Origin of the sequence: Isoptericola chiayiensis, assembly GCF_013149805.1 — a bacterium.
Lineage (GTDB): Bacteria > Actinomycetota > Actinomycetes > Actinomycetales > Cellulomonadaceae > Isoptericola > Isoptericola chiayiensis.
In genome coordinates this window covers 184,041-207,401 of sequence record NZ_JABEZT010000002.1, presented here as the reverse complement: position 1 = coordinate 207,401, position 23,361 = coordinate 184,041, and the positions used below count along the sequence as shown (strand labels likewise).

The following is a 23,361-nucleotide window of genomic DNA, read 5'->3' as shown; positions in this document are numbered from 1 at the left end:
CAGGAGGCCCCCGTGGTGACCATGCAGGACGTGGCCGACCGGGCCGGCGTCTCCCTGACGACGGTCTCGTTCGTCGTCAACGGCACCAAGCCCGTGGCCGAACGGACGCGGCAGCGCGTGCAGACCGCGATGGCCGACCTCGGCTACCGCCGCAACGTCGTCGCCCGTGCGCTGGCCAGCCGGCACAGCCGCATCGTGGCGCTCGTCTTCCCCGCGCTGGAGCACCGCCTCAGCGCGACGGCGCTGAGCATCGTGACCGCGGCCGCCTCGGCGGCCACCGGACGCGGGTTCAACGTGGTGCTGTGGCCCGTCGCCGGAGCCGACCAGCTCGAGGACTACGTGTCCGGCGGCCTCGTCGACGGCGTGCTGCTCATGGAGGTGACGGCCGACGACCCCCGCATCGCGGTGCTCGAGCGACGTGGTGTCCCGTTCGGCCTCATCGGACGCACCCGGGAGCCCGACGGCCTGTCCTACGTCGACATGGACTTCGACGCGATGGTCACCACCGGGCTGGACCACCTCGTGGACCTGGGCCACCGGAGGATCGGGCTCCTCATCGGTGACCTGGACTCCCCCTCCTGGGCCGGCTACGGCCCGATCACCCGCACCGAGGCCGCCTACCGTGCCGAGGCCGACCGGCGCGACCTGGACGCCGTCGTCGTGCGCGCGGCCCAGGACCCACGATCCGGGCACCGCGCCGCCGACGAGCTCCTCGCCGACCACCCCGACGTCACCGCCGTCCTGGCGCTCAACGAGGCCGCGCTGCCCGGGTTCGTCAACGGCCTCCTCGCCGCGGGCCGTGCCGTCCCGGACGACGTGTCCGTGCTCGGGATCGCTTCCTCCGTCGAGGCGATCGCCACCGCGGACCCACCCGTCAGCGCCGTCGTGGCCCCCGGGCCCGAGCTGGGCCGACGCAGCCTCGAGGCGCTCGTCGACCGGCTGACGGAACCGTCGACACCGCCGCTGCAGCTCCTGCTCGGCGGAGAGCTCCGCCCCGCCGGGTCCACCGCCGCCCCGCGCTGACGCCACCGCACCGCGCTCCGCACCACCACTGGGAAGGTTCCCGATGAAGTTCACCGACGGTTTCTGGCACGCCCGCCGAGGGGTCGCCATCCACTACGCCCGCGAGGTCGACCGGCTCACGGCCGCCGACGGCGCGCTGCACGCGATCGCGCCCACGAAGGTCGTGCGTCACCGCGGTGACACCCTCAACCTCCCGGTCGTCACCACGTCCGTGTCCGCCCCGGCCGAGAACGTCGTCCGGGTGCGCCACACCCACCACAAGGGCGCGGGCGACCACTTCCGGTTCCCCGTGAACACCGGCGACGACGTCGGCGAGGCCGTCGTGGCGGGCGACGAGGGCACGGTCACCTCCGGCGCGCTGAGCGCCCACCTGTCCGTCGGGAAGACCTGGTCGCTCGAGTTCCGCGCGGAAGGACGGACCCTGACCCGGTCCGGCGGCAAGTCCGCCGCCTGGGTCGACGTCTCCCCCGGTGCCGCCGTCGACCACGGGTCCCCCCAGCTCGAGCGCGACGGCCGCACGAGCTACATGTTCGACCAGCTCGACCTCGGCGTCGGCGAGCTCGTCTACGGCCTGGGCGAGCGGTTCGGCCCGGTGGTCAAGAACGGCCAGAGCGTCGACATCTGGAACGAGGACGGCGGGACGTCCAGCGAGCAGGCCTACAAGAACGTGCCCTTCTACCTGACGAACGCCGGCTACGGCGTGTTCGTCGACGACCCCGGGCACGTGTCGTACGAGGTGGGCTCCGAGGCCGTCGAGCGGGTGCAGTTCTCCGTGCCCGGCGAGACGCTGGACTACTACGTGATCTACGGCCCCGACCCGAAGTCGATCCTCGAGCGGTACACGGCCCTCACCGGCCGACCCGCCCGCGTGCCCGCGTGGTCCTACGGCCTGTGGCTGTCGACGTCGTTCACCACCGACTACGACGAGCAGACGGTGAGCTCGTTCATCGACGGCATGGCCGAGCGGGAGATCCCGCTCAGCCTGTTCCACTTCGACTGCTTCTGGATGCGCGAGTTCACCTGGTGCGACTTCGAGTGGGACCCGCGGGTGTTCCCCGACCCGGAGGGCATGCTCGCCCGCCTGCACGACCGCGGCCTGCGCGTCTGCGTGTGGATCAACCCCTACATCGCTCAGCAGTCACCACTGTTCGACGAGGGCATGGCCGCGGGCTACCTGGTGAGGAACCGCGACGGCAGCGTGTGGCAGTGGGACCGCTGGCAAGCCGGCATGGCCCTGGTGGACTTCACCAACCCCGACGCCACGGCCTGGTACCAGGACAAGCTGCGCCGGCTGGTGCGCCAGGGGGTGGACGCCTTCAAGACCGACTTCGGCGAGCGCATCCCGACCGACGTGCAGTACTTCGACGGCTCCGACCCCGAGCGGATGCACAACTACTACACCCACCTGTACAACCAGGCGGTGCACGAGGTCCTCGCCTCCGAGCGCGGCGCCGACGACGCCGTGCTGTTCGCCCGCTCCGCCACCGCCGGCGGCCAGCAGTTCCCAGTCCACTGGGGCGGCGACAACACCGCCTCGTACGTGTCGATGGCCGAGTCGCTGCGGGGCGGGCTCTCCCTGGCCTACAGCGGGTTCGGCTACTGGAGCCACGACATCGGCGGCTTCGAGATGACCCCGGACGCCGGGGTCTTCAAGCGCTGGACGGCGTTCGGCCTGTTCTCGAGCCACTCGCGGATGCACGGCAGCGGGTCCTACCGGGTGCCGTGGATGTTCGGCGAGGACGAGTCCGACCCGACCGGCGCCGTCGCCGTGACCCGGAAGTTCGCGCGGCTGAAGAACCGGCTCGCGCCGTACCTGGTCGCCACGGGCGAGGAGGCGCACCGGCGTGGCACGCCGATGATGCGGCCGATGCTGCTGGAGTTCCCCGAGGACCTCACCGTGGCGCACCTCGACCGCCAGTACATGCTCGGCGGCGACCTCCTCGTCGCCCCGGTCTTCAGCGCCGAGGGTCAGGTGGACCTCTACCTGCCCGCGGGCGAGTGGGCCGGGCTGCTCACCGGCGAGCGCATCACGGGCGGCCGGTGGGTCCGCGAGCAGCACGACTTCGACTCGCTGCCGGTCTACCTGCGTCCCGGCGCCGTCGTGCCGCTCGCCCGCCACGAGGACCGGCCCGACGCGGACCACCTCGACGGGCTCACCCTGCTGGTGCACCCCGACCCGGACCCCGACTGGTCGCGCACCGTTCAGGTCGCCGGTACCGACGGCTCCGCGGTCTCCTTCACGGTCCGGCGTCGCGGCGACGTGGTGGAGGCCGAGTCCGACCAGCAGGACGGGTGGTCCCTGCAGGTCGCCGGCGGCGACGTCGCACCGGCCGCAGAGGGCCGCACGGAGGTGCGCGCATGAGCGCCCGTCCGGCGATCAGCGCCGCCCCGTCCACCCCCGCCTGGGTGCCCGGGGCCGTCGAGGCGTCGGGTGCCCGCCTCGTCCCGCTCGGCGCCGAGACCGAGGGCCTGCTCTGGTTCGGCCCGCTCGGCGTCGACGGGCTGGGGCCCGCACTCGCCTCGGCGCCCCGGGTCCGCTGGGTGCAGCTTCCGTCGGCCGGCGTCGACGCCGCGCTCGACGCCGGGCTGATCGACTCCGACCGCACCTGGACGTCGGCCAAGGGCGCCTTCGCGGAACCCGTCGCGGAGCACGCCCTGGCGCTGACTCTCGCGGCGCTGCGGCAGCTCCCGGCACGGGCCAGGACGCGCACCTGGGGCACCGAGGCCGGCCGGTCCCTGTACGACGCACGCGTGCTGGTCCTCGGGGCCGGCGGCATCGCCCGCTCGTTCCTCGAGCTGCTCGCACCGTTCCGGACCCGCAACGTCGTGGTCCGGCGTCGGACCGCGCCCGTACCCGGAGCGGAGCGGGTCGTCACGGGCGCCGACCTGCACGCCGAGCTCGCCGAGGCGGACGTCGTGGTGCTCGCCGCGGCGCTCACCGAGCAGACCCGCGCCCTGGTCGGCCCGCAGGAGCTGGCGGCGATGCGGCCCGGTGCGACGCTCGTGAACATCGCGCGCGGCGGCCTGGTCGACACCGACGCCCTGGTGGCCGCCCTGCGGTCCGGGCAGGTCGGGGCGGCCGCGCTGGACGTCACCGACCCCGAGCCCCTGCCGGACGGCCACCCGCTGTGGGAGCTGCCGAACGCGCTCGTCACGCCGCACACCGCGGACACCCCCGAGATGGTCGAGCCGTTGCTGCGCCGTCGCGTGGTGGAGAACCTGGGCCGGTTCGTCGCCGGGGACACTCTCGAGGGTGTCGTCGACCCCACGACGGGCTACTGACACGGGCTCGTCGGCGTCACGGGAACCGTGACGCCGACGAGCCGTCACAGCTCGCGCACCCGTCCCGGGCCGTCGGGGCGGGCGAGCCGCACCGCCTCCGTGGCGTACCAGGCGAACCCGATCGCGAACAGGAGCCGCTCGGTCACGCCGGCGCCCCCCGGCATCGTCTCCGCGGCCAGCGCCAGCACCGGCACGCCCGCGAGCGCCACGACGTCGAGCACCGCGATCCGGCCGGGCCGGGTCCCGCGTCGGATGCGGACGCCCAGCACGCCGACGAAGAACGCCAGCACGGCGGTCGTGGCGGCCCAGGTGTGCAGGCCGGCCTCGACCCGGTCGCCGGCGCCGCCGTACCAGGGGCTCGCGGAGAACACGGCGAGGGCGACCATGGCGGTGCCGAAGACGGCGTGGCCGCCGCGACCGACCGGACCCCAGGCGTCCCCGGCACGGGCGGCCTCCAGCAGGACGGCCACGCCGAGCAGCGCGTACCCGGTGCGGGCCACCCAGGCGCCGGGGACGCCCTGGGCTCCGGCCCGTGTCAGGGCGTGGCGCACGACGTCGTAGCTGTCGGGCAGCGCGAGGGGTGCCAGCGCCAGGCAGACGGCGCTCGCGCCGAGCAGTACCAGCACGACGAGAGCGGAGGACCGGTGCATCGCCCCAGCATCGCACCCCGGGTGAGACGAACCTCGCAGGGGTGGCGGGGCGGTGAGCGGCCGACGGGCCCGTCACGGTCAGGTCGGTGGCATAACCTCGGGGCCATGGCCACCTTCTCCTCCGTCACGCGCCCGCACGTGCTGTCCGCGATCGCCGAGCACGACCACCGCGGGCAGGGCGCGTTCCTCAAGCTGTACGGGTTCACGCCGACGCCGGGGGTCACCCTGACGCACGAGGGTCGCACCTACGACGCGACGGCGCTCCTCGCCGTCGCGCACCGTTACGCCACGGGCCGCGCGGCTCTGCCGGAGGAGATGACCGGGGGCAAGGTCGCCGTCGGGGCCCTGCTGGCCAAGCGCGGCTTCGAGGTCTCGGGCGGGCGCGCGTCGACGGCCGGCCGCAGCGCTCCGAAGGCCCCGCGCGCCACCCGCCGGGCTCCGGAGCCGGAGCGCCCGACCCCGGTGTGCCCATCTTGCTTCATGGCGCTGCCCGCCACGGGGGTCTGCGACAGCTGCGGCTGAGCCGTCGGGCGCCCCGAGGGGGGCGGAGGCGGGGTCGGTCCCGACGCCCGAGTGGCGGAGTCCGCGACGGACCGTGACGGTGGAGTGCACGGCGTCACGCGAGGACGACCGCACACCACCCGGAGGACCCCATGCGTGCACTGACCTGGCAGGGCAACGAGAGCGTCGCCGTCGAGGACGTTCCGGATCCCCGCATCGAGCAACCGACCGACGCGGTGATCCGTGTGACGTCGACCGCCGTCTGCGGCTCGGACCTGCACCTGTACAGCGTGCTGGGGATGTTCATCGACCCGGGGGACGTCCTGGGCCACGAGGCGATGGGTGTCGTCGAGGAGGTCGGGACGGAGACCGGAGACCTCGCGGTCGGAGACCGGGTGGTCGTGCCCTTCACCATCTCCTGCGGTCACTGCTGGATGTGCCGTCGAGGTCTGCAGAGCCAGTGCGAGACCACCCAGGTGCGGTCCCAGGGCATGGGAGCCGCACTGTTCGGCTACACGCGGCTGTACGGTCAGGTCCCGGGCGGGCAGGCACAGTACCTCCGCGTGCCGCAGGCGCACTACGGACCGGTGCGGGTACCGGACGACGGCCGGCCGGACGAGAGGTACCTGTATCTGTCCGACATCCTGCCCACGGCATGGCAGGGCGTCCGGTACGCGGACGTTCCGGAAGGCGGGAGCGTCGTGGTCCTCGGCCTGGGGCCGGTGGGACAGCTCGCCGCCCGGATCGCTCGGTACCGGGGTGCCGGGCTCGTCGTGGGTGTCGACCCCGTCGAGGAGCGACGTGCCATGGCCGAACGGCACGGTGTGCGAACCGTCGATCCCACCACGGCGGACCTCACGGGGGTGGTCGCAGATCTCACGTCGGGCCGCGGGCCAGACTCGGTGATCGACGCCGTCGGCATGGAGGCGCACGGTTCGGGGGGCGCCGAGCTGGTCCAGAAGCTGGTCGCGCACCTGCCGGACGCGGTGGCCGCGCCCCTGACGCAGCATGCCGGCACCGACAGGCTCGCCGCCCTGTACACGGCCTTCGATCTGGTGCGTCGAGGTGGGACGGTCTCGCTCTCCGGCGTCTACGGCGGAGCGCTCGACCCGCTGCCCATGATGCAGCTCTTCGACAAGCAGGTGACGCTGCGGATGGGGCAGGCGAACGTCCGGCGGTGGACCGACGAGCTGCTGCCTCTGGTCGAGGACGCTGCCGATCCGTTGGGAGTCCTGGACCTGCGGACGCACCGTCTCCCCCTCGAGCACGCGGCCGAGGCGTACCGCACGTTCCAGCGCAAGGAGGACGGCTGCATCAAGGTCGTGCTCGACCCCTGGCGGGATGCCGGCTGACGTCCGCCGGGAAGGCTCAGGAGGCGGAGGCCGGCGTCCCGCGCAGGATCGACGACATCTTCTTGCCGCGCGCGACCTCGTCGACGAGCTTGTCCAGGTAGCGGATCTGCTGCATGAGGGGGTCCTCGATGTCCTCGACGCGGTGGCCGCAGATCACCCCGGTGATCAGTGCGGCATCGGGGTTCATCCGCGGCGCCCGGTCGAAGAACGTCGCCATGTCGACCTCGTCGTCGAGCACCCGCTGCAGCCCCGCGTCGTCGTAGCCCGTGAGCCAGGTGATGACCTGGTGCAGCTCCGCGACCGTGCGGCCCTTGCGCTCGACCTTGGTCACGTAGTGCGGGTAGATGCTCGCGAAGCTGGTGGTGAAGATGCGGTGCGCCATGGTGTCCTCCCGGTCGGCTGTCCGTACCCATCGTGGCACCCCTGCGGCCGGTCGATCGCCGGCGGGCTCCGGCGCACGACGGCGGGCACCGTCGGAGCGGCGGGCGTAGCGTGGCCGCATGGCCGAGATCGTGCTCTTCCACCACGCCTGCGGGCTCACCGACGGCGTCCGCGAGTTCGCCGGGACGCTGGACGACGCCGGTCACCGCGTGCACGTGCCCGACCTGTACGACGGCGTGACGTTCGCGGACGTCGACGCCGGCGTGGCGCACGCCGTGTCGCTCGGTGAGGGCGAGATCGCGCGGCGCGCCGCCGCAGCCGTCGCGGACCTGCCGACCGACGTCGTCTACGGCGGCATGTCGATGGGCACCGCGCGCGCGGCCGAGGCCGTCCTGCAGCGGCCCGGCGCCCGCGCCGCGTTCTTCCTCTACGGCGCGGTCGCGCCGTCGTGGTGGGACGCGACCTGGCCGGCCGGGGTGCCCTCGCAGGCCCACGTGACCACCGACGACCCGTGGCGCGAGCCGGAGGCGGAGCAGGAGTACGCCGCTGCGGTGCCGGGCGGCGAGCTCTTCGTCTATCCCGGCGCCGGGCACCTGTTCGCCGAGCGGGGGCACCCCGACCACGACACCGACAGCGCCGCGCTGGCCACCCGGCGCGTTCTCGAGCTCCTCGCCGCGCTGTAGCGCGCGGCGAGGAGCCGCGGTCAGCGCGTCACCTTCACCCGCACGTGCTTCTGCCCGCCGACGACCCGCGGCAGCGGGTCGGACCGGCGCACCCGCTCCAGCGAGTCCTTGCCTCCCCCGATGCTGACGGTCAGCTCCACCTCGTCGTTGCGCAGGTTCTTCCGCAGAGCCGTGCGGACGGCGTCGAAGGAGCGCACGGACCAGAAGTCGTCCTGGTAGACATTGCCGCCCACCACCGACACCACGCCGCGCTCGCCCTGCAGCCGCTTCGGGACCCGCACGTCGCGCCGGACCGTGCGCGTGGCGCCGTCGGACCCGCTGAGCACCGCCCGCAGCTTCAGGGTGCCCCCCGCCCGGACCTTGGCGGTGCCGCCGGTGACGTCGACCCACTTCCCGCCGGTGCGCTGGCGGACCTTCGCGACCTTGAAGGTGCGCCGGTCGTCACGGACGGTGATCTCGCTGCGCACCGAGTCCAGACGGGTCCTCGACGACGAGGACAGCGTCGCCACGACCGTCGCCAGGTCGAAGGCGCCCGTCCACCCGATGTCGGAACCGGACCGGTACCGGTCCGCGTACCGCAGGCGGAACGACTCACCGCCGTGGGTCCCCGTGATCGTCCAGGTCTGGGTCTGGGACCCGCCGACGACGCCGTCCACCACCCGGTCGTGGTTGCCGAGCACGCCGAACAGGGCGACGTCGGCGGCCGCGGAACGGTGCAGGATCTCGGTGGTCCCCGTACGGGCCGCTCCCGCGTAGGCCACGCGCGAGGTGAACGTCGTCGGCGCGGGAACCGGGCCGAACGTCCCGGCGATACCGGCCAGCCGGTCGTCGGTGACCGTGCCGCCCAGCTCGCCCAGGTTCGCCACCTTGAACGGCACGCCGAGCGGGTCGGGCTGGACGTACACGGCGTCGGCGGCGGCCAGTCCCAGGCGAGTGCGTCCCGTGAAGCCCATCGGGTGCCCGAACGCCACCACACGGTCGCCGCACACCGAGGTCACGGAACCCACGCCGGCCAGCGTCACGTCCCCGTGCGCCAGCACGGCCGCCACGTTGCCGCCGGCCGTCACCGTGTCGATGCCGGCGGCGCTCGCGCCGCCCGAGCGGCCGATCCTGGTGGAGGAGGCGTCGACCAGGGTGCTGCCGCGGGCGCGGGCCGCCTTCTCGGCACGAGCCAGCCCCACCCCGCCGACGCCGACCGGCATCGGCAGCTGCTCCAGCCCGCGGCCGGCCTGCGCGCGCGTCACGTCGGTCTCGGCGGCGATCCGCGCGGCCATCCGCGGACCCACCTCCACCCGCGGCGCCGCGACGGCGGCCCCGAGGAAGTCGTCCATGTCCTCGAACGGGGTGATCCCGGCCACCGGCGAGCTGCCCCACGCCAGCCCGTACGCGACCGCGCCGATCAGCCGGCCGTCCTCGGCGTACACCGGGGAGCCGGACATGCCCTGCCAGATGCCGCCCGCGGCATCGATCGCCGGCGAGGACAGCTCGGCCACGACCATGTCGAGGCCCGGGGCGATCCCGTTCGACAGCACGCCAAGCACTTCTCCGGTGAAGGGCTGCGGCGTCGTTCCTCTGCTGACCGTCAGGCCGTGCACCGGCGCACCGCCGACCAGGTCGGACACGGGGTGGGCGACGGCGCAGTCCGCCGTCGGCAGGGAGGTGGCCGGCGGCGCCACAGCCACCAGGCCGGTCGCGGCGACCGCGACGGCGCAGCAGGAGGCGAGTGCCCGTCCGGCCGCGCAGGATCTTGTCGTCATGAGCACAGGATGCGCCCGACCTGCGGCTTCCGTACCCGCGCCGCGCGGGTGAAAAGCAGCGGCATCCCCTGCGCCGCGCCGAGGTGCTATTCGCGGCCCTCGTCGAGCGGAATCAGCAGGGTGCGGAAGTCCCCGGGAGTGCTGGCCAGCTCCCAGACGCGTGCGGCGACGTCCTCGACGCCGTTCTCGAGCTGCAGCTTCGGGATGGCACCGGGGATGACGAGCTGAGCGACACGGATCCCCTCGTCCGCGAGCGCCTCGTGCAGCATCTCGCCGTAGGCGCTCTCGGCGGGGAAGGCCACGGAGGTGCCGGCGAACCCGGCGCGGGCCCGGACGGACGTGCCCCCGTTGATGAGCACGATGCGGCCCTCACCCGCGGCACGCATGCCGGGCAGGACCGCCCGCACGGCGGTCACGAGGCCGAGCGCCGAGAAGCGCAGGGCGTCGAGGGCGAGCTCGGGGGTCAGGTCCAGCACCGGCTTCAGGTACTCGCGGGCGGGCAGCGGGCTGTACTGCAGCGCCGTGATCGGGCCGAGGTCGTCGGCCGCGCGCGCGAGCGCCCGCTCGAGGGCGGCGTCGTCGCGGACGTCGGCGGCGTAGCCGCGCGCGCTCACGCCGGTGTCGGCGAGCTCGCCGGCCAGCGCGTCCAGCTTGGCCTGGTCGCGGGAGATCAGCGCGACGGCGTATCCCTCGCGGGCGAACCGTCGCGCGACGGCGGCTCCCAGGTTCGGACCGGCTCCGATGATGGCCAGGGTCGGCATCGCGGCCTCCTCGCAGGACGGGGGATGTTCTCTGCGGACCCTACTGCCGCGGGCCCTGCCGGGCACGGTGGTGCGGACGTCCGCTCCCGCGCCGAACCATCGTCACGTCGCATCAGGCGCCGGGAGCTGCGGGAGCCGATAGTCCTCGTAGGCGCTGAGATGGATCGCGTGCATTCCTCGGACAGCTTCGATCGGCACCAGGTAGTACTGCAGGTCGCCGTCGATGAGGAAGAAGTCGTCGATCTCGTCGGGTGAGTAGACCTTCCGGTCGCTCCCGCCGGACGACAGGAACACCTGCCACGTCGAGCCGGCCCGGGTGACGGTCGTCTTGACCTGGATGCGCCTGGTACGCCCGGCGACGTCGACGACGAGGTCGTAGCGACAGGGCTCCAGGGGCCAGCACACGTCCCTCCCGCACAGGGTGAACCAGGCCGCGGCGAGCTGCGGTCCGGCGCGGTGCAGGTTCGCCAGGTCCGGCGCTGCCGGGGGCGGTGCCGGTACGTGCCTCGGGGACCACGACGAGCCGCCGTCGAGGCCGAGGCGCGCCGCATGGCGCTTGACCACCGCGACGCGGGAGCCTCCCCGCAGTCCCAGCCGACGGGCAGCGTCCTCCCAGTCGGTGGCCCCGACGAGGGCTTCTTCCAGGTCGGCGTCGGACCAGCGGCGAGACCCGGTGAAGTGGCCGTAGTCCAGTCCCAGACGATCGGCGTGCGCGCGGACCGAGCGGATCGCCGACGCCGAGGTCGCGCTGAGGCCGAGGAGGCGCAGCGTCCCGCGCCACGACGTCCCCGCAGAGACGGCGTGCTCGAGCTGCTCGTCCGAGTACCGCCGCTGCGCCGCCATGGGCGGAACGCTAGAAGGTGCCCCCGACATGCGACGAGGGCCCCGAGCACGGTGCTCGAGACCCTCGCGTGAATGTCGGGCTGACAGGATTCGAACCTGCGACCCCACGACCCCCAGTCGTGTGCGCTACCAAACTGCGCCACAGCCCGCCCGGCCCTCGCCGCCGCGACGGTGCGCGGAAGGACGGCCGGTTCGACCCCGCAGGGCCGACCGAAATACTACCCCAGACCGGGCGCGGTGCGTCCACCCGGCAGCGCCGATGTGTCCGGGGTCACCGGCGGGTCAGCGGCCGACGGCCGCGGGTGCGCCCGCGCGGACCGCCCGCACCACGCGCGCCGTGGCGAGGGCTGCGGCCGCGGCCTCGTACCCCTTGTCCTCGTGGGAGCCCTCGAGCCCGGCGCGGTCGAGGGCCTGGGCCTCGTCGTCGCACGTGAGCAGCCCGAACCCCACCGGCACGGTGTGGTCGAGCGCGACGCGGTTGAGCCCGTCGGTGGCGGCGGCGCACACGTAGTCGAAGTGCGGTGTTCCGCCGCGGACGACGACACCGAGGGCGACGACGGCGTCGTAGCCGGCCGCGGCGCAGGCCTGGGCGGCGACGGGCAGCTCGAACGAGCCGGGCACGCGCAGCACCTCGGGCTCGACGGCGTGGTCGGCGCACGCGCGTCGGGCGCCGTCGAGCAGGCCGTCCATCACGGTGTCGTGCCACAAGGCGGCGACGACGGCCACGCGCAGGTCGGAGCAGTCGGTCGCGTGCGTGGCGGGCGCCCCGGCGCCGCTCATCGGGCGCCCTCGCAGGCGGACATCGGGGTCATGGGGTCTCCTTCAGGTTGGGGTCGAAGGTGAAGGTCGAGGTCACCCGAAGGTTCGACCTCAGGGTCAAGGTTCGGCAGGTCGTGTCCCATGCGGTCCCGCTTGGTCCGCAGGTACGCCACGTTGTCGGGGACCGGGTGGATGGCCAGCGGGACCCGTTCGACGACGTCGGCACCTCCGGCACGCAGCCCGTCCACCTTGGCCGGGTTGTTGGTCAGCAGCCGCACCGGCCCGACGCCGAGGTCGCGCAGGACGTGCGCGGCAGCGGTGTACTCCCGCGAGTCCACCGGCAGGCCCTGGGCGAGGTTCGCGTCGATCGTGTCGTGCCCGCCGTCCTGCAGGCTGTACGCGGTCAGCTTGGCCACCAGACCGATCCCCCGGCCCTCGTGGCCGCGCAGGTAGACCACGACGCCGCGGCCGGCCTCCTGCACGGCCCGCAGCGAGGCGTCGAGCTGGGGGCCGCAGTCGCACCGCAGGGAACCGAACGCGTCGCCGGTCAGGCACTCGGAGTGCACGCGGACCAGCACCGACGCACCGTCGTCGAGGTCGGAGGGCGGCCCGGCCACGAGGGCGACGTGCTCGTCGCCGGTGACCCGGTCGCGGTAGCCGACGGCGGTGAGCCCGCCGTGGCGGGTCGGCAGCCGGGTGACCGCGAGCCGGTCGACGGTGGACTCCGTGGCCCGCCGGTAGGCGGCGAGGTCGGCCACGCTGATCAGCTCGAGGCCGTGCTCGGCGGCGAACCTGGCGAGAGCGGGGCGGCGCATCATGGTGCCGTCGTCGTGCGTGACCTCGGCGAGCACCCCCGTGCTGCCCCGCCCGGCCAGGCGCGCCAGGTCGACGGCGGCCTCGGTGTGCCCGGGGCGTTCCAGCACGCCGCCGTCGCGAGCCCGCAGCGGCAGGACGTGACCGGGCCGCGTCAGCGCGGCCGGCGCGGCGTCCGGGTCGGCCAGGACCCGCGCGGTCCGTGCCCGGTCGGCGCCCGAGATCCCGGTGGTGACGCCGTCGGCCGCGTCGACCGTGACGGTGTAGGCGGTGCGGAAGGCGTCGCGGTTCTCGGCGACCATGAGCGGCAGGTCCAGCCGGTCGAGCGTCGCGCCGTCGGCGGCCACGCAGACGAGGCCGGAGGTGTGCCGCACGGTGAAGCCCATCAGCTCGGGCGTGGCGGCCTCGGCCGCGAAGATCAGGTCGCCCTCGTTCTCGCGGCTCTCGTCGTCCACGACGACGACGGGACGTCCGGCGGCCACAGCCGCCAGGGCACGGGTGACGCGCTGGTGCACGCCGCCGTCGACGGGGCTCATCGGGCCACCTCCGCGGTCGCGACCGGCGCTGCGTCGTGTGCCACGAGCCGGTGGTCCAGCAGGCGCTCGACGTGCCGGGCGAGCACGTCGGTCTCGAGGTTGACCCGGTCCCCCACGGCGCGCAGTCCGAGAGTGGTCCGCGCGAGCGTCTCGGGGATCAGGCTCACCGTGAACCGGTCGGTAGCGGCCCCGACGACGGTCAGGGACACCCCGTCGACGGCGATCGACCCCTTGGCCACCACGTACCGGGCGAGGTCGGCGGGCAGGGACATCTCCACGACGTCCCACCGCTCCCCCGGCGTGCGGGACAGCACCGTGCCGACGCCGTCGACGTGCCCCTGCACGACGTGCCCGCCGAGGCGGTCGCCGACCGCGAGCGCCGGCTCCACGTCGACGCGGTCGCCGGCACGCAGTGCGCCGAGGGTGGTCCGCTCGAGGGTCTCGGCCATGAGGTCGGCGGTCCAGGTCTCGCCGTCGTGGTCGGCCACGGTCAGGCAGCACCCGTCGACGGCGATCGAGTCGCCGCGTCGGACGTCGGCGAGCACGCCGGGCGATCGGACGGTCAGGCGGGCGGCGTCGGTGGTGCGCTCGAGGGCGACCACGGTGCCGAGCTCGGACACGATGCCGGTGAACATCAGGACTCCTTCCGCGGCGTCAGCGTGAGCCGCAGGTTCGTGGCGGCCGCCCCGGAGCGGGCTGCTCCGGGTGGGGCGAGGTCGTCGGGGTCGGGCTCCAGAACGGCGACGTCGGTGACGTCGAGCCGGGCGGCGCCGGTGATGGTGGTGATGCCGAGGTCGCCGACGGCGGCGGGCCCGGTACCGAGCAGGACGGGCGCGACGTAGGCGACGACCTCGTCGACGAGCCCGGCCCGCCAGAACGCGGCGGCGAGCGTGGCCCCGCCCTCGAGGAGCACGTGCCGCCGTTCGCGCTCCCACAGGTCGGCGAGCGCCGCGCGGGGGTCGCGGGTGCGCAGGTGCACGGCGGGGGCGCCGTCGGGGCCGGGCGCGGCGAGGCGTGTCGACGGCGGCAGGTCGCGGCGTCCCATGACGGCGCGCAGGGGCTGCGGGCCGTGCGCGCCGTCGGCGTCCCGCACGGTCAGGGCGGGGTCGTCGGCGAGCAGCGTGCCCGTGCCCACCAGGACGGTGTCGACGGCGCCGCGCAGGCGGTGGGTGTCGCGGCGTGCGACGGCGGAGGTGATCCAGCGCGAGGTGCCGTCGGCGGCGGCGGTGCGGCCGTCGAGGGAGGCGGCGACCTTCCAGGTCACGTACGGGCGTCCGAGCTCCATCGCGCGGGTCCACACGGGGTTCAGGGCGCGGGCCTCGTCGGGGCACGCCGGTCCGACGACGTCGGCGCCGGCGGCGCGCAGGCGCGCGGCCCCGCCGGTCGCGGCCGGGTTGGGGTCGGCCTGGGCGTACACGACCCGGGCGATCCCGGCGTCGAGCAGCGCCTCGGCGCACGGGCCGGTGCGTCCGGTGTGGGCGCACGGTTCGAGCGTGACGACGGCGGTGGCGCCGCGCAGGGTGCCGGGTCCGACGGCGGCGCGGGCGGCGGCGAGGGCCGCCACCTCGGCGTGCGGGGTACCGGCGCCCCGGTGGAGCCCCTCGGCGAGGGTGGCGCCGTCGGGCGCCAGCAGCACGCAGCCCACACGCGGGTTGGGACCCGGGGAGATGCCCTCCGTGGCGGCCAGGGCGAGCGCCCGCTGCATGGCGGCGTGCTCGGCCGGCGCGAGGGTGGGTGCCGCGGCGGCGGTCGTCATCTGCTGCCCCTGTCGTCCGGTCGCGGACCCGGGGGCTGCACGGCGTCGTCGCTCGCCGGGGCGCCGGGCCGGGTGACGTCAGGACGCCCCTCCGGGTGCGGTGCACGCCGTCGGCGAGCGAGCGGCCGTCGCGTGCGTCTTCCCATCCGGACTTTGACCGTCGGTCCAGGAGTTCCACCTGGTCAACCGGTCACTGGCTGTGACCGGGTCGCGGACTGTTACCGCCGGTTCGGAGTTTCACCGACCCCAGAGCACGCGAGCTGTTGCTCGTTCACCGGCGAGACTACCGCACCTCACGGCGGCGCGGGTGGGACGCGGGTCACACCCGGTCAGCGCCGGCGGCGCTTCTCGCGCACCCGCACGCTGATCCGGATCGGTGAGCCCTCGAACCCGAACTCCTCACGCAGCCGACGCTCGATGAAGCGGCGGTAGCCGGCCTCGATGAAGCCGGTGGCGAAGACGACGAACCGCGGCGGGCGGGTCGAGGCCTGCGTGGCGAACAGGATGCGCGGCTGCTTGCCCCCGCGCAGGGGGTGCGGGTGGGCGGCCACCAGCTCGCCCAGGAACCCGTTGAGCCGGCCGGTGGGGATGCGGGTGTCCCACGACTCGAGCGACGTCTCGAGCGCACGGACGAGCTTGTCGGTGTGCCAGCCGGTGCGGGCCGAGACGTTGACGCGCGGCGCCCACGTGACCTGGACCAGGTCCTTCTCGATCTCCCGCTCGAGGAACGGTCGGCGGTCCTCGTCCATCAGGTCCCACTTGTTGTAGGCGATGACGAGCGCGCGACCGGCGTCGACGACCTGGGTGATGACGCGCGTGTCCTGCTCGGTCAGCGGGACCGAGGCGTCCACGAGCACGACGGCGACCTCGGCCTTCTCGATGGCGGCCTGGGTGCGCAGCGACGCGTAGAAGTCGGCGCCGGACGTCTGGTGGACCCGGCGGCGGATCCCCGCGGTGTCGACGAACCAGTACGGCATGCCCTTGATCTCGACGAGCTCGTCGACCGGGTCGCGCGTGGTGCCCGCCACCTCGTCGACGACGACGCGCTCGGCGCCGGCGAGCTTGTTCAGCAGCGAGGACTTGCCGACGTTGGGCCGGCCCACGAGCGCCACCCGGCGCGGTCCCTCCGGCAGCAGCTCACCGTGCGCGGAGTGCTCCGGGAGCACGTCGAGCACGGCGTCGAGCATCTCGCCCAGCCCGCGACCGTGCAGGGCCGAGACAGGCATCGGCTCGCCGAGGCCCAGCGACCACAGGTAGGCGGCGTCGGCCTCGCCGGACGGCCCGTCGACCTTGTTGGCGCACAGGATCACCGGCTTGCCCGAGCGGCGCAGCAGCTCGACGACCCGCTCGTCGCTCGCCGTCGCGCCCACCTGGGCGTCGACGACGAACACCACGGCGTCGGCCAGGGAGATCGCGACCTCGGCCTGGGAGGCGACCTTCGACTCGATGCCGGCGACGTCGACCTCCCAGCCACCGGTGTCCACCAGCGTGAAGTCGGTGCCGGACCACTCCGCCGGGTAGCTGACGCGGTCCCGCGTCACCCCGGGGGTGTCCTCGACCACGGCCTCGCGGCGCCCGAGGATCCGGTTCACGAGGGTCGACTTGCCGACGTTGGGCCGGCCGATCACGGCCAGCACGGGCAGCGCGGGCTCGGCGGGCGCGAGCCCGTCGTCGTCCCACTCGCTCTCCAGCAGGGCGCGGTCGGCCTCGTCGAGCTCGAACTCCTCCAGGCCGGCACGCAGCGCGCGCTCGCGCGCGGCGTCGTCGACGTACGTCACGACGGGTCCGTCGTCGGACGGCGTGTCGGCGGGCGTGGTCTCGGGACCGTCGGCGGGGGTGGTCATGCCAGCCATTGTCCCAGGTCCGTGCCCTCGGGCACGACGGCGCGGCGCGGCCGGGACGAGAGACCGGTCACGCCCGGGCGCTCGGCGCCTCCGGGACGACCTGCTCGACGACGGCCAGCACGGCGGCCACCGTCTGGTCGAGGTCCAGCTCGCTGGAGTCGATCGTGACGACCCCGTCCGAGGCCTGCAGGAACTGGCTCACCGTGGAGTCGTCGCGGTCCCGGCGCAGCACCTGGTCGCGGGTCGCCGCCACGGCCGCGGCGTCCGCGGCGCCGTGCACCTCCAGGGAGCGGCGGCGCAGGCGCGCCTCCTCGCTCGCCGTCAGCAGCACGCGGGCGTCCGCGTCCGGGGCCACCACCGTGGTGATGTCGCGCCCCTCGGCGACGATGCCGCGACCGCCCGAGAACCCTCCGGTGGCCTCGTCGTCGATGATGGCTCGCTGGCGTCGCTTCAGCTCGGCGCGCACCTCGAGGTTCGTGGCGACCTTCGACACGGTCGAGGAGACCTCGGTGGTGCGGATCGCCGCGGCGACGTCGGTGCCGTCCAGGGACACCGTCGGCGCCGCCGGGTCGAGCCCCGAGGTCAGCGGCATCGCCCGCACGGCGTCGGCGACCGCGTCGGCGTCGTCCAGCGCGACGTCGGTGCGCACGCACCACAGCGTCGCCGCCCGGTACATCGCGCCGGTGTCGAGGTAGGCCAGGCCCAGGCGGGCGGCGACCGCCCGGGAGACGCTGGACTTGCCGGAACCGGACGGGCCGTCGACGGCGATGGTGACCACGGGTGCTCGCTCTCGTTCGATGGGGGTGGGCGTCGCGGAGGAATCTACAGGTCGACGGACTTCATCAGGGTGCCGAGCTCGGTGCGGCCCAGCACCCGGGTGCGACCGGCCTTGAGGTCGCCGAGCGCGATCGGGCCGATGCGGGTCCGCACCAGCCGCGTCACGGGGAACCCGATGACGTCGAACATCCGGCGCACGATGCGGTTGCGCCCCTCGTGCAGCACCACCTCGACCATGGTGCGACCCTCGACGGCGTCGACGACGCGGACCTTGTCCATGCGGGCGGGGCCGTCGTCGAGCTCGACGCCCTTCGTCAGCTCCTTGCCGTGTCGGGGGAAGAACTCGCCGCCCTCGACCGTGACCAGGTAGGTCTTGGGGACCTCGTGGCTGGGGTGGGACAGCCGGTTGGCGAGCTCGCCGTCGTTCGTCAGCAGCAGCAGCCCCTCGGAGTCGGCGTCCAGTCGCCCCACGTGGAACAGCCGCTCCGTGCGGTCCTTGACCAGCTCGGCGACGGTCGGGCGCCCCTCGGGGTCGCTCATCGCCGAGATCATGCCCATCGGCTTGTTCACCGCCAGGGTGACCTTCGAGGAGTCGAGCTGGACGCGCATGCCGTCCACGTGCACGACGGCGCTCGCCGGGTCGACCCGCACCCCCAGCTCGGTGACGATCTGCCCGTCGACCTCCACACGGGCGTCGGCGATGAGCTGCTCGCAGGTACGGCGCGAGCCCAGACCGGCCTGGGCGAGGACCTTCTGCAGGCGGACGCCGTCGGCGACGTGGACGTCGACCGGTTGCTTCGGGGCGGCGTTCTGGGGGCGGCGGCGTCCGCCACGGCGAGAGGTGGGCATGGCTCCATTGTCGCAGGGCGCGGGGCGTGCGCCGCTCAGTCGTCGACGACGTCCGCCAGGGACCCGAGCCCACCGTCCATCGCGGCGACGGCCTCGACGCCGGGCAGGTGCGGCGACAGGGGGGGCAGCTCGGACAGCGACGTCCAGCCCATGCGGTCCAGGAACTCCCCGGTGGTGCCGAAGAGCACCGCGCCGGACGACGGGTCCTGCCCCATCTCCGCGATCAGCCCTCGGGCCAGCAGCGTGCGCACCACGCCGTCGACGTTGACGCCCCGGACCGCGGAGACCTGCCCGCGGCTGACCGGCTGGCGGTAGGCGATGACGGCCAAGGTCTCCAGCGCGGCCTGGCTCAGCCGGGACGACTGGCCCTCGAGCACGAAGCGGGCCACCACGTCGGCGTGCGCCGGAGCCGAGTAGACCCGCCACCCGTCGGCACCGCGGCGCAGCTCGAACCCGCGGGGACGGCCACCGGCCGCTCCCGTCGTCTCCTCGACCAGGCCGGCCAGGCACTCCTCCACGACCGCCGTCGGACGCTCCACGGCCGCCGCCAGCCGCTCGGCGGGCACCGGCGACTCGGCGACCATGAGGATGGCCTCGAGCGCTGCGGGCAGCCCGCCGGGCAGCTCGTCGACGTCCGCGACGGCGTCCCCGTCGACCTCGACCGGCGCGCTCATCCTGCGTCCTCCCCGACTCCCTCGAACTCCTCGACGTCGACCACCGCGTCCTGCGCACCGCCCGTCCACCGCACGCTGAGCTCGCCCAGCGCCGTGACCTGGTCGAACGCGACCTGACCCGCGCGGAACAGCTCCAGCAGCGCCAGGAACCGTGCCACGACGACGAGCCGCTCCTCCCCCGCCGTCAGCGCCCGGAAGGTCGCGACGCGCTCACGGCGCAGGTGCTGTGCCACGATGCCGGCCTGCTCCCGCACGGACACGGCCGGGGCGTGCAGGTGCGTCAGACCCACCACCGGTGGCGGCTTGGGCTCCAGCGCGCGCGACGCCAGCTCGGCGAGCCGGTCGCCGTCGAGCGTCCACACCAGCTCCGGGAGCATCGCGGCCAGGTGGGACTCCAGTGGCACGGCGCGGGGCACCCGCCGACCCTCGGTGGCCAGCCGTTGCGACAGGACCCCGGAGATCTCCTTGTACGCGCGGTACTGCAGCAGGCGTGCGAACAGCAGGTCGCGCGCCTCCAGGAGCTCGAGGTCCTCGGCGTCCTCCTCCACGAGCCCCGGCAGCAGACGCGCCGCCTTGAGGTCGAGCAGCGTCGCGGCCACCACGAGGAACTCGCTCGCGGTGCCCAGGTCCCAGGAGGCGTGCTCCTCGCCGCGCGCCTCCGCCTCCGACGCCGCGGCCTCCGCCTCGCGCAGGTGCGCCACGAAGTCGTCCGTGACCTCGGCGAGCGCCACCTCCGTGACGTCGAGCTCGCGGGCCGTGATCAGGGACAGCAGCAGGTCGAACGGGCCGTCGAAGTTGTCCAGGTGCACCTGGAACGCGCCGGCGCGCGGGGAGCCCGCACGGGCCGGCGGCGCGACGGTCTCAGCGGGAGCTGCCACGAGCCACGAGCTCCCGGGCCAGGTGCCGGTAGGCGGCCGCACCGGCGTGCGACGGGGCGTAGGCGGTGATCGGCTCGGCCGCCACGGAGGCGTCCGGGAACTTGACCGTCCGCCCGATGACGGTGTGCAGCAGCGTGTCGCCGAAGGCCTCGTGCACGCGCTGGACGACCTCGCGCGAGTGCAGGGTGCGCGAGTCGAACATGGTCGGCAGGATGCCGTCCACGGCGAGGTCGGGGTTGAGCCGGTCGCGCACCTTGTCGATGGTCTCGACGAGCAGGGCGACGCCGCGCAGCGCGAAGAACTCGCACTCGAGCGGGATGAGCACGCCGTTCGCGGCGGTGAGCGCATTGACCGTCAGCAGGCCGAGCGAGGGCTGGCAGTCCACCAGGACGAGGTCGTACTCGTCGAGCGCGGGACGCAGGGCGCGCGACAGCACCGACTCGCGGGCCACCTCTCCGACGAGCTGGACCTCGGCGGCGGACAGGTCGATGTTGGCCGGCACGACGTCGAGGCCGTCGATGCGGGTGGGACGCACGACGTCGGCCAGCTCGACGTCACGCTCCATGATCAGGTTGTAGACGCTCAGGTCGAGGTCGTGCGGGCTCACCCCGACACCGACGGAGGCGGCGCCCTGCGGGTCGAAGTCGACGAGCAGCACCTTGCGCCCGCACTCGGCCAGCGCGGCGCCGAGGTTGATGGTGGTCGTCGTCTTGCCGACGCCGCCCTTCTGGTTGCACATCGCCACCACCCGCGCCGGGCCGTGGTCGGCCAGCGGGGCGGGAGCGGGGTAGTCGGGCAGGGTCCGTCCGACCACGTCGGTCGCGGGTCCGTCGTCGTTCGCCTCGCGGCCCGGGATCCCGGGCAACGTGCTCTCGGCGGTCGCCGGCTGCGTCATCTGTCGCTCCCCCCGGGTGCGTCGTTCACGTCCGTCACGCTACACCGGGGCCGCTGCCGGACCGGGACCCCTCGCACGGCGCGGCGTGGTTCGCCGGCACGATCCGCGCGATCGCTACAGCGCGCGCGGGTGCGCCGCGGCGTAGACCTCCCGCAACGCCTCGGGGGTCACCATCGTGTAGATCTGCGTGGTGGTCACCGAGGCGTGCCCGAGCAGCTCCTGGACCACGCGCACGTCGGCGCCGCCGGCGAGCAGGTGGGTGGCGAAGGAGTGCCGCAGGGTGTGCGGGGACACGTGCTCGGCCAGGCCGGCGCGCTCCGCGGCGGTGCCGAGCACGGCCCATGCGCTCTGCCGGGACAGCCGGTTGCCGCGCGTGTTGAGGAACAGCGCGGGCGTGGAGCGGCCCCGGGCGCTGCCGGCGGAGGCCAGCACGGGCCGGGCCCGCACGAGGTAGGCCTCCACGGCCTCGCGTGCGTACGACCCCACGGGCACCACACGCTCCTTGCCACCCTTGCCGAACAGTCGCACCGCGGCGTCGGCACCCACGTCGTCGACGTCCAGCCCGACGATCTCGCTGATCCGTCCGCCCGTCGAGTACAGCAGCTCCAGCAGGGCACGGTCCCGCAGGGAGGTCGGCCCGTCCCCCGCGGACGCCGCGTCGAGGAGCCGTCCCACCGCGTCGATGCTCAGCGCGTGCGGCAGGCGACGTGTCTGCGAGGGTGCCGCGACCTCGCGCGTCGGGTCCTCGACGGCGATCCCCTCGGCCTGGGCGAAGCGGTGCCAGCCGCGCACCGCGGCCAGCGCCCGGGCGCACGACGACGGCGACAGCGGCCGTCCGCCGTCGTCACCCTGGCGCACGGCGGCGAGATAGGCCTCGACGTCGGCCTCGGAGACCTCGGCGAGCGACCCGCGACCGACCGCGGCGAGGTAGGCGGCGTAGCGCGCCAGGTCGCGGCGGTAGGCGGACACGGTGTTGGTCGACAGCCCGCGCTCGACCCGCAGGTGCGCCAGGTAGTCGCGCAGCGCGACTCCGACGCCGGACTCGTCGACGTCGGTCCGGTCCTCGGCGGTGGTGGTCACCCGCCCATCATGCCCCGGGTCGCGGGTGGGACGGGCGCAGGTGCGGCGCGCGTCGGGCGCACGCCGCCGCGCCCGACCCAGGTCCCGCGCTCAGAACGGCAGGAAGACGTCGACCGCGACGGCGACGAACAGCAGCGTGAGGTAGGTGATCGAGGCGTGGAAGACCTTCATCGCGCCGGGGCCGCCCCGCGTGCTCCCCCGGGCCTTGCGCAGCATCGCGACGGTCAGCCACAGGAACCAGCCGCCCAGGCCGGCGGCGACGAGCGTGTACACCCACGTCATGCCCGCCAGCGGCACCAGCGCCAGGGAGCAGGCGATCATCGCCACCGTGTGCCCGACCATCTCGGTGGCGACCCGGCGGTCCGACGCGACGACCGGGAGCATGGGCACGCCGGCCGTGGCGTAGTCCTTCTTGAACTTGACCGACAGCGGCCAGTAGTGCGGGGGCGTCCAGAAGAAGATGACGCCGAACAGCGCGACGGCCGCCCAGCTGAGGGACTCCGTCACCGCGGCCCAGCCGATGAACACCGGCATGCACCCGGCGATGCCGCCCCACACGATGTTCTGCGACGTGCGCCGCTTGAGGATCATCGTGTAACCGACCACGTAGATCGCGATCGCCGCGAAGGTCAGCCACGCGGCGGCGACGTTGACGAGCCAGGCGAACCACACCAGCGAGACGACGCCGAGGGCCGTGGCGAAGACCAGCGCGTCGCGGGGCCGGATCTCCCCGGTGACCAGGGGACGCCGCTTGGTCCGGTTCATCAGCTCGTCGATGTCCCGGTCCAGGTAACAGTTGAACGCGTTCGCCGACGCCGCGGCCAGCGCACCGCCCACGAGCGTGGTGACGACGAGCCACAGGTCCGGCAGCCCGCGCTCGGCGAGGATCATCGTCGGCACGGTCGTGACCAGCAGCAGCTCGATGATCCGCGGCTTGGTCAGCGCGACGTACGCGCCGACGCGGTCGCGCCAGCCACCGGATCGGGAGGCGGGCCGGTGGACGGCGGCACGGGTCGGCGTCGACGAGGTCGTCGTCGGGTGGCTGGGGGTGCTCACGCGCGTCCTGGTCCTGTTCGACGGTCGGCTGGTGGGGGTCCGGCCCATCGTACGCCGCGCGAAGCGCCCGCACGTCCGCAACACCCGCCCACGTGCTGTGACGAACACCGCGTCGGCTCGACGGCGCAGCCCCGCGAAGCCCGCCACCGCGCCCTGTCGAACGCTCACATCGTGGGACGTTCCGCCGTCGTGAACGCGGACGACGGCCCAC

At 74.1% G+C, this 23,361-nt stretch carries 23 protein-coding genes, 1 tRNA gene and 1 riboswitch; of the genes, 6 read left to right on the top strand and 18 right to left on the bottom strand.

All coding sequences use genetic code 11. The features are described from left to right. Positions 1–21: 21 nt before the first annotated feature. Genes HDG68_RS03895 through HDG68_RS03885 form a run of 3 tightly spaced genes read left to right on the top strand, consistent with a single transcriptional unit; the run spans position 22 to position 4,305 of the window. Positions 22–1,023 (top strand): LacI family DNA-binding transcriptional regulator, encoded by a 1,002-nt coding sequence (locus tag HDG68_RS03895; protein WP_246253622.1) that lies wholly within the window; start codon positions 22–24, stop codon positions 1,021–1,023. A gap of 43 nt (positions 1,024–1,066) precedes the next feature. Further along, positions 1,067–3,385, top strand: a complete 2,319-nt coding sequence (gene yicI / locus HDG68_RS03890; protein WP_172149500.1) for an alpha-xylosidase — start codon at positions 1,067–1,069, stop codon at positions 3,383–3,385. Further along, positions 3,382–4,305 carry an NAD(P)-dependent oxidoreductase gene (locus tag HDG68_RS03885; RefSeq protein ID WP_172149498.1) on the top strand — a complete coding sequence of 308 codons (924 nt, stop codon included), beginning with the start codon at positions 3,382–3,384 and terminating at the stop codon, positions 4,303–4,305. Before yicI ends, HDG68_RS03885 begins: the two co-directional genes overlap by 4 nt. Before the next feature lie 44 nt (positions 4,306–4,349). Here the strand turns inward: HDG68_RS03885 and HDG68_RS03880 are convergent, their stop codons facing one another. Next, on the bottom strand, positions 4,350–4,955 hold the full coding sequence (locus HDG68_RS03880; RefSeq protein ID WP_172149496.1) for a DUF998 domain-containing protein: 606 nt from the start codon (positions 4,953–4,955) through the stop codon (positions 4,350–4,352). Between the two features lie 105 nt (positions 4,956–5,060). Between HDG68_RS03880 and HDG68_RS03875 the strand changes: the two genes are divergently transcribed. Then, complete coding sequence (locus HDG68_RS03875; protein WP_172149494.1) at positions 5,061–5,477, top strand: ScoMcrA-related endonuclease; 417 nt, start codon at positions 5,061–5,063, stop codon at positions 5,475–5,477. A 131-nt stretch (positions 5,478–5,608) separates the two neighbouring features. Further along, positions 5,609–6,808, top strand: a complete 1,200-nt coding sequence (locus HDG68_RS03870) for a zinc-dependent alcohol dehydrogenase (protein WP_172149492.1) — start codon at positions 5,609–5,611, stop codon at positions 6,806–6,808. A gap of 16 nt (positions 6,809–6,824) precedes the next feature. Here HDG68_RS03870 and HDG68_RS03865 read toward each other — a convergent pair whose 3' ends face one another. Then, the gene (locus tag HDG68_RS03865; RefSeq protein ID WP_172149490.1) at positions 6,825–7,190 is read right to left on the bottom strand and encodes a DUF2200 domain-containing protein; all 366 of its coding nucleotides are present in this window, start codon (positions 7,188–7,190) and stop codon (positions 6,825–6,827) included. 118 nt (positions 7,191–7,308) lie between these two features. Here HDG68_RS03865 and HDG68_RS03860 point away from each other — a divergent pair, with 118 nt between their 5' ends. After that, entirely contained in the window at positions 7,309–7,872 is a 564-nt protein-coding gene (locus tag HDG68_RS03860; RefSeq protein ID WP_172149488.1) for a dienelactone hydrolase family protein, read from the top strand. 20 nt (positions 7,873–7,892) lie between these two features. Here HDG68_RS03860 and HDG68_RS03855 read toward each other — a convergent pair whose 3' ends face one another. The 16 genes from HDG68_RS03855 to HDG68_RS03780 all read right to left on the bottom strand — a co-directional run bounded on the left by HDG68_RS03855 (position 7,893) and on the right by HDG68_RS03780 (position 23,150). Then, positions 7,893–9,629 carry a SpoIVB peptidase S55 domain-containing protein gene (locus tag HDG68_RS03855; RefSeq protein WP_172149486.1) on the bottom strand — a complete coding sequence of 579 codons (1,737 nt, stop codon included), beginning with the start codon at positions 9,627–9,629 and terminating at the stop codon, positions 7,893–7,895. Between the two features lie 86 nt (positions 9,630–9,715). After that, positions 9,716–10,390: an SDR family NAD(P)-dependent oxidoreductase gene (locus tag HDG68_RS03850; protein ID WP_172149484.1), complete on the bottom strand. Its 675-nt coding sequence runs from the start codon at positions 10,388–10,390 to the stop codon at positions 9,716–9,718. 102 nt (positions 10,391–10,492) lie between these two features. Continuing rightward, the gene (locus HDG68_RS03845; RefSeq protein WP_172149482.1) at positions 10,493–11,233 is read right to left on the bottom strand and encodes a group I intron-associated PD-(D/E)XK endonuclease; all 741 of its coding nucleotides are present in this window, start codon (positions 11,231–11,233) and stop codon (positions 10,493–10,495) included. A 75-nt stretch (positions 11,234–11,308) separates the two neighbouring features. After that, positions 11,309–11,382, bottom strand: a tRNA-Pro gene (locus HDG68_RS03840). Positions 11,383–11,515: 133 nt separating this feature from the next. Further along, positions 11,516–12,013 (bottom strand): 6,7-dimethyl-8-ribityllumazine synthase, encoded by a 498-nt coding sequence (gene ribH / locus HDG68_RS03835; RefSeq protein WP_172149480.1) that lies wholly within the window; start codon positions 12,011–12,013, stop codon positions 11,516–11,518. Then, positions 12,010–13,341 (bottom strand): bifunctional 3,4-dihydroxy-2-butanone-4-phosphate synthase/GTP cyclohydrolase II, encoded by a 1,332-nt coding sequence (locus HDG68_RS03830; RefSeq protein WP_172149478.1) that lies wholly within the window; start codon positions 13,339–13,341, stop codon positions 12,010–12,012. The genes ribH and HDG68_RS03830 overlap by 4 nt, the downstream gene beginning before the upstream one ends. After that, positions 13,338–13,976: a riboflavin synthase gene (locus HDG68_RS03825; protein WP_172149476.1), complete on the bottom strand. Its 639-nt coding sequence runs from the start codon at positions 13,974–13,976 to the stop codon at positions 13,338–13,340. The genes HDG68_RS03830 and HDG68_RS03825 overlap by 4 nt, the downstream gene beginning before the upstream one ends. Next, positions 13,976–15,097 carry a bifunctional diaminohydroxyphosphoribosylaminopyrimidine deaminase/5-amino-6-(5-phosphoribosylamino)uracil reductase RibD gene (gene ribD, locus HDG68_RS03820; RefSeq protein ID WP_246253558.1) on the bottom strand — a complete coding sequence of 374 codons (1,122 nt, stop codon included), beginning with the start codon at positions 15,095–15,097 and terminating at the stop codon, positions 13,976–13,978. The genes HDG68_RS03825 and ribD overlap by 1 nt, the downstream gene beginning before the upstream one ends. A gap of 128 nt (positions 15,098–15,225) precedes the next feature. Further along, positions 15,226–15,356: riboswitch (FMN riboswitch) on the bottom strand. 70 nt (positions 15,357–15,426) lie between these two features. Next, on the bottom strand, positions 15,427–16,941 hold the full coding sequence (gene der / locus HDG68_RS03815) for a ribosome biogenesis GTPase Der (RefSeq protein ID WP_172149474.1): 1,515 nt from the start codon (positions 16,939–16,941) through the stop codon (positions 15,427–15,429). 67 nt (positions 16,942–17,008) lie between these two features. Next, positions 17,009–17,719, bottom strand: coding sequence for a (d)CMP kinase (cmk, locus tag HDG68_RS03810; RefSeq protein WP_172149472.1), 711 nt, complete (start codon positions 17,717–17,719; stop codon positions 17,009–17,011). A gap of 44 nt (positions 17,720–17,763) precedes the next feature. Further along, positions 17,764–18,567, bottom strand: a complete 804-nt coding sequence (locus tag HDG68_RS03805) for a pseudouridine synthase (RefSeq protein ID WP_172149470.1) — start codon at positions 18,565–18,567, stop codon at positions 17,764–17,766. Between the two features lie 35 nt (positions 18,568–18,602). Then, positions 18,603–19,241, bottom strand: a complete 639-nt coding sequence (gene scpB, locus HDG68_RS03800) for an SMC-Scp complex subunit ScpB (protein WP_172149468.1) — start codon at positions 19,239–19,241, stop codon at positions 18,603–18,605. Beyond that, positions 19,238–20,119 carry a segregation/condensation protein A gene (locus HDG68_RS03795; RefSeq protein ID WP_172149466.1) on the bottom strand — a complete coding sequence of 294 codons (882 nt, stop codon included), beginning with the start codon at positions 20,117–20,119 and terminating at the stop codon, positions 19,238–19,240. Before HDG68_RS03795 ends, scpB begins: the two co-directional genes overlap by 4 nt. Further along, the gene (locus HDG68_RS03790) at positions 20,103–21,014 is read right to left on the bottom strand and encodes a ParA family protein (protein WP_172149464.1); all 912 of its coding nucleotides are present in this window, start codon (positions 21,012–21,014) and stop codon (positions 20,103–20,105) included. Before HDG68_RS03790 ends, HDG68_RS03795 begins: the two co-directional genes overlap by 17 nt. 114 nt (positions 21,015–21,128) lie before the next feature. Next, complete coding sequence (gene xerD, locus HDG68_RS03785) at positions 21,129–22,094, bottom strand: site-specific tyrosine recombinase XerD (RefSeq protein WP_172149462.1); 966 nt, start codon at positions 22,092–22,094, stop codon at positions 21,129–21,131. A gap of 90 nt (positions 22,095–22,184) precedes the next feature. Next, positions 22,185–23,150 carry a heme o synthase gene (locus HDG68_RS03780; protein ID WP_343037414.1) on the bottom strand — a complete coding sequence of 322 codons (966 nt, stop codon included), beginning with the start codon at positions 23,148–23,150 and terminating at the stop codon, positions 22,185–22,187. Positions 23,151–23,361 lie beyond the last annotated feature (211 nt).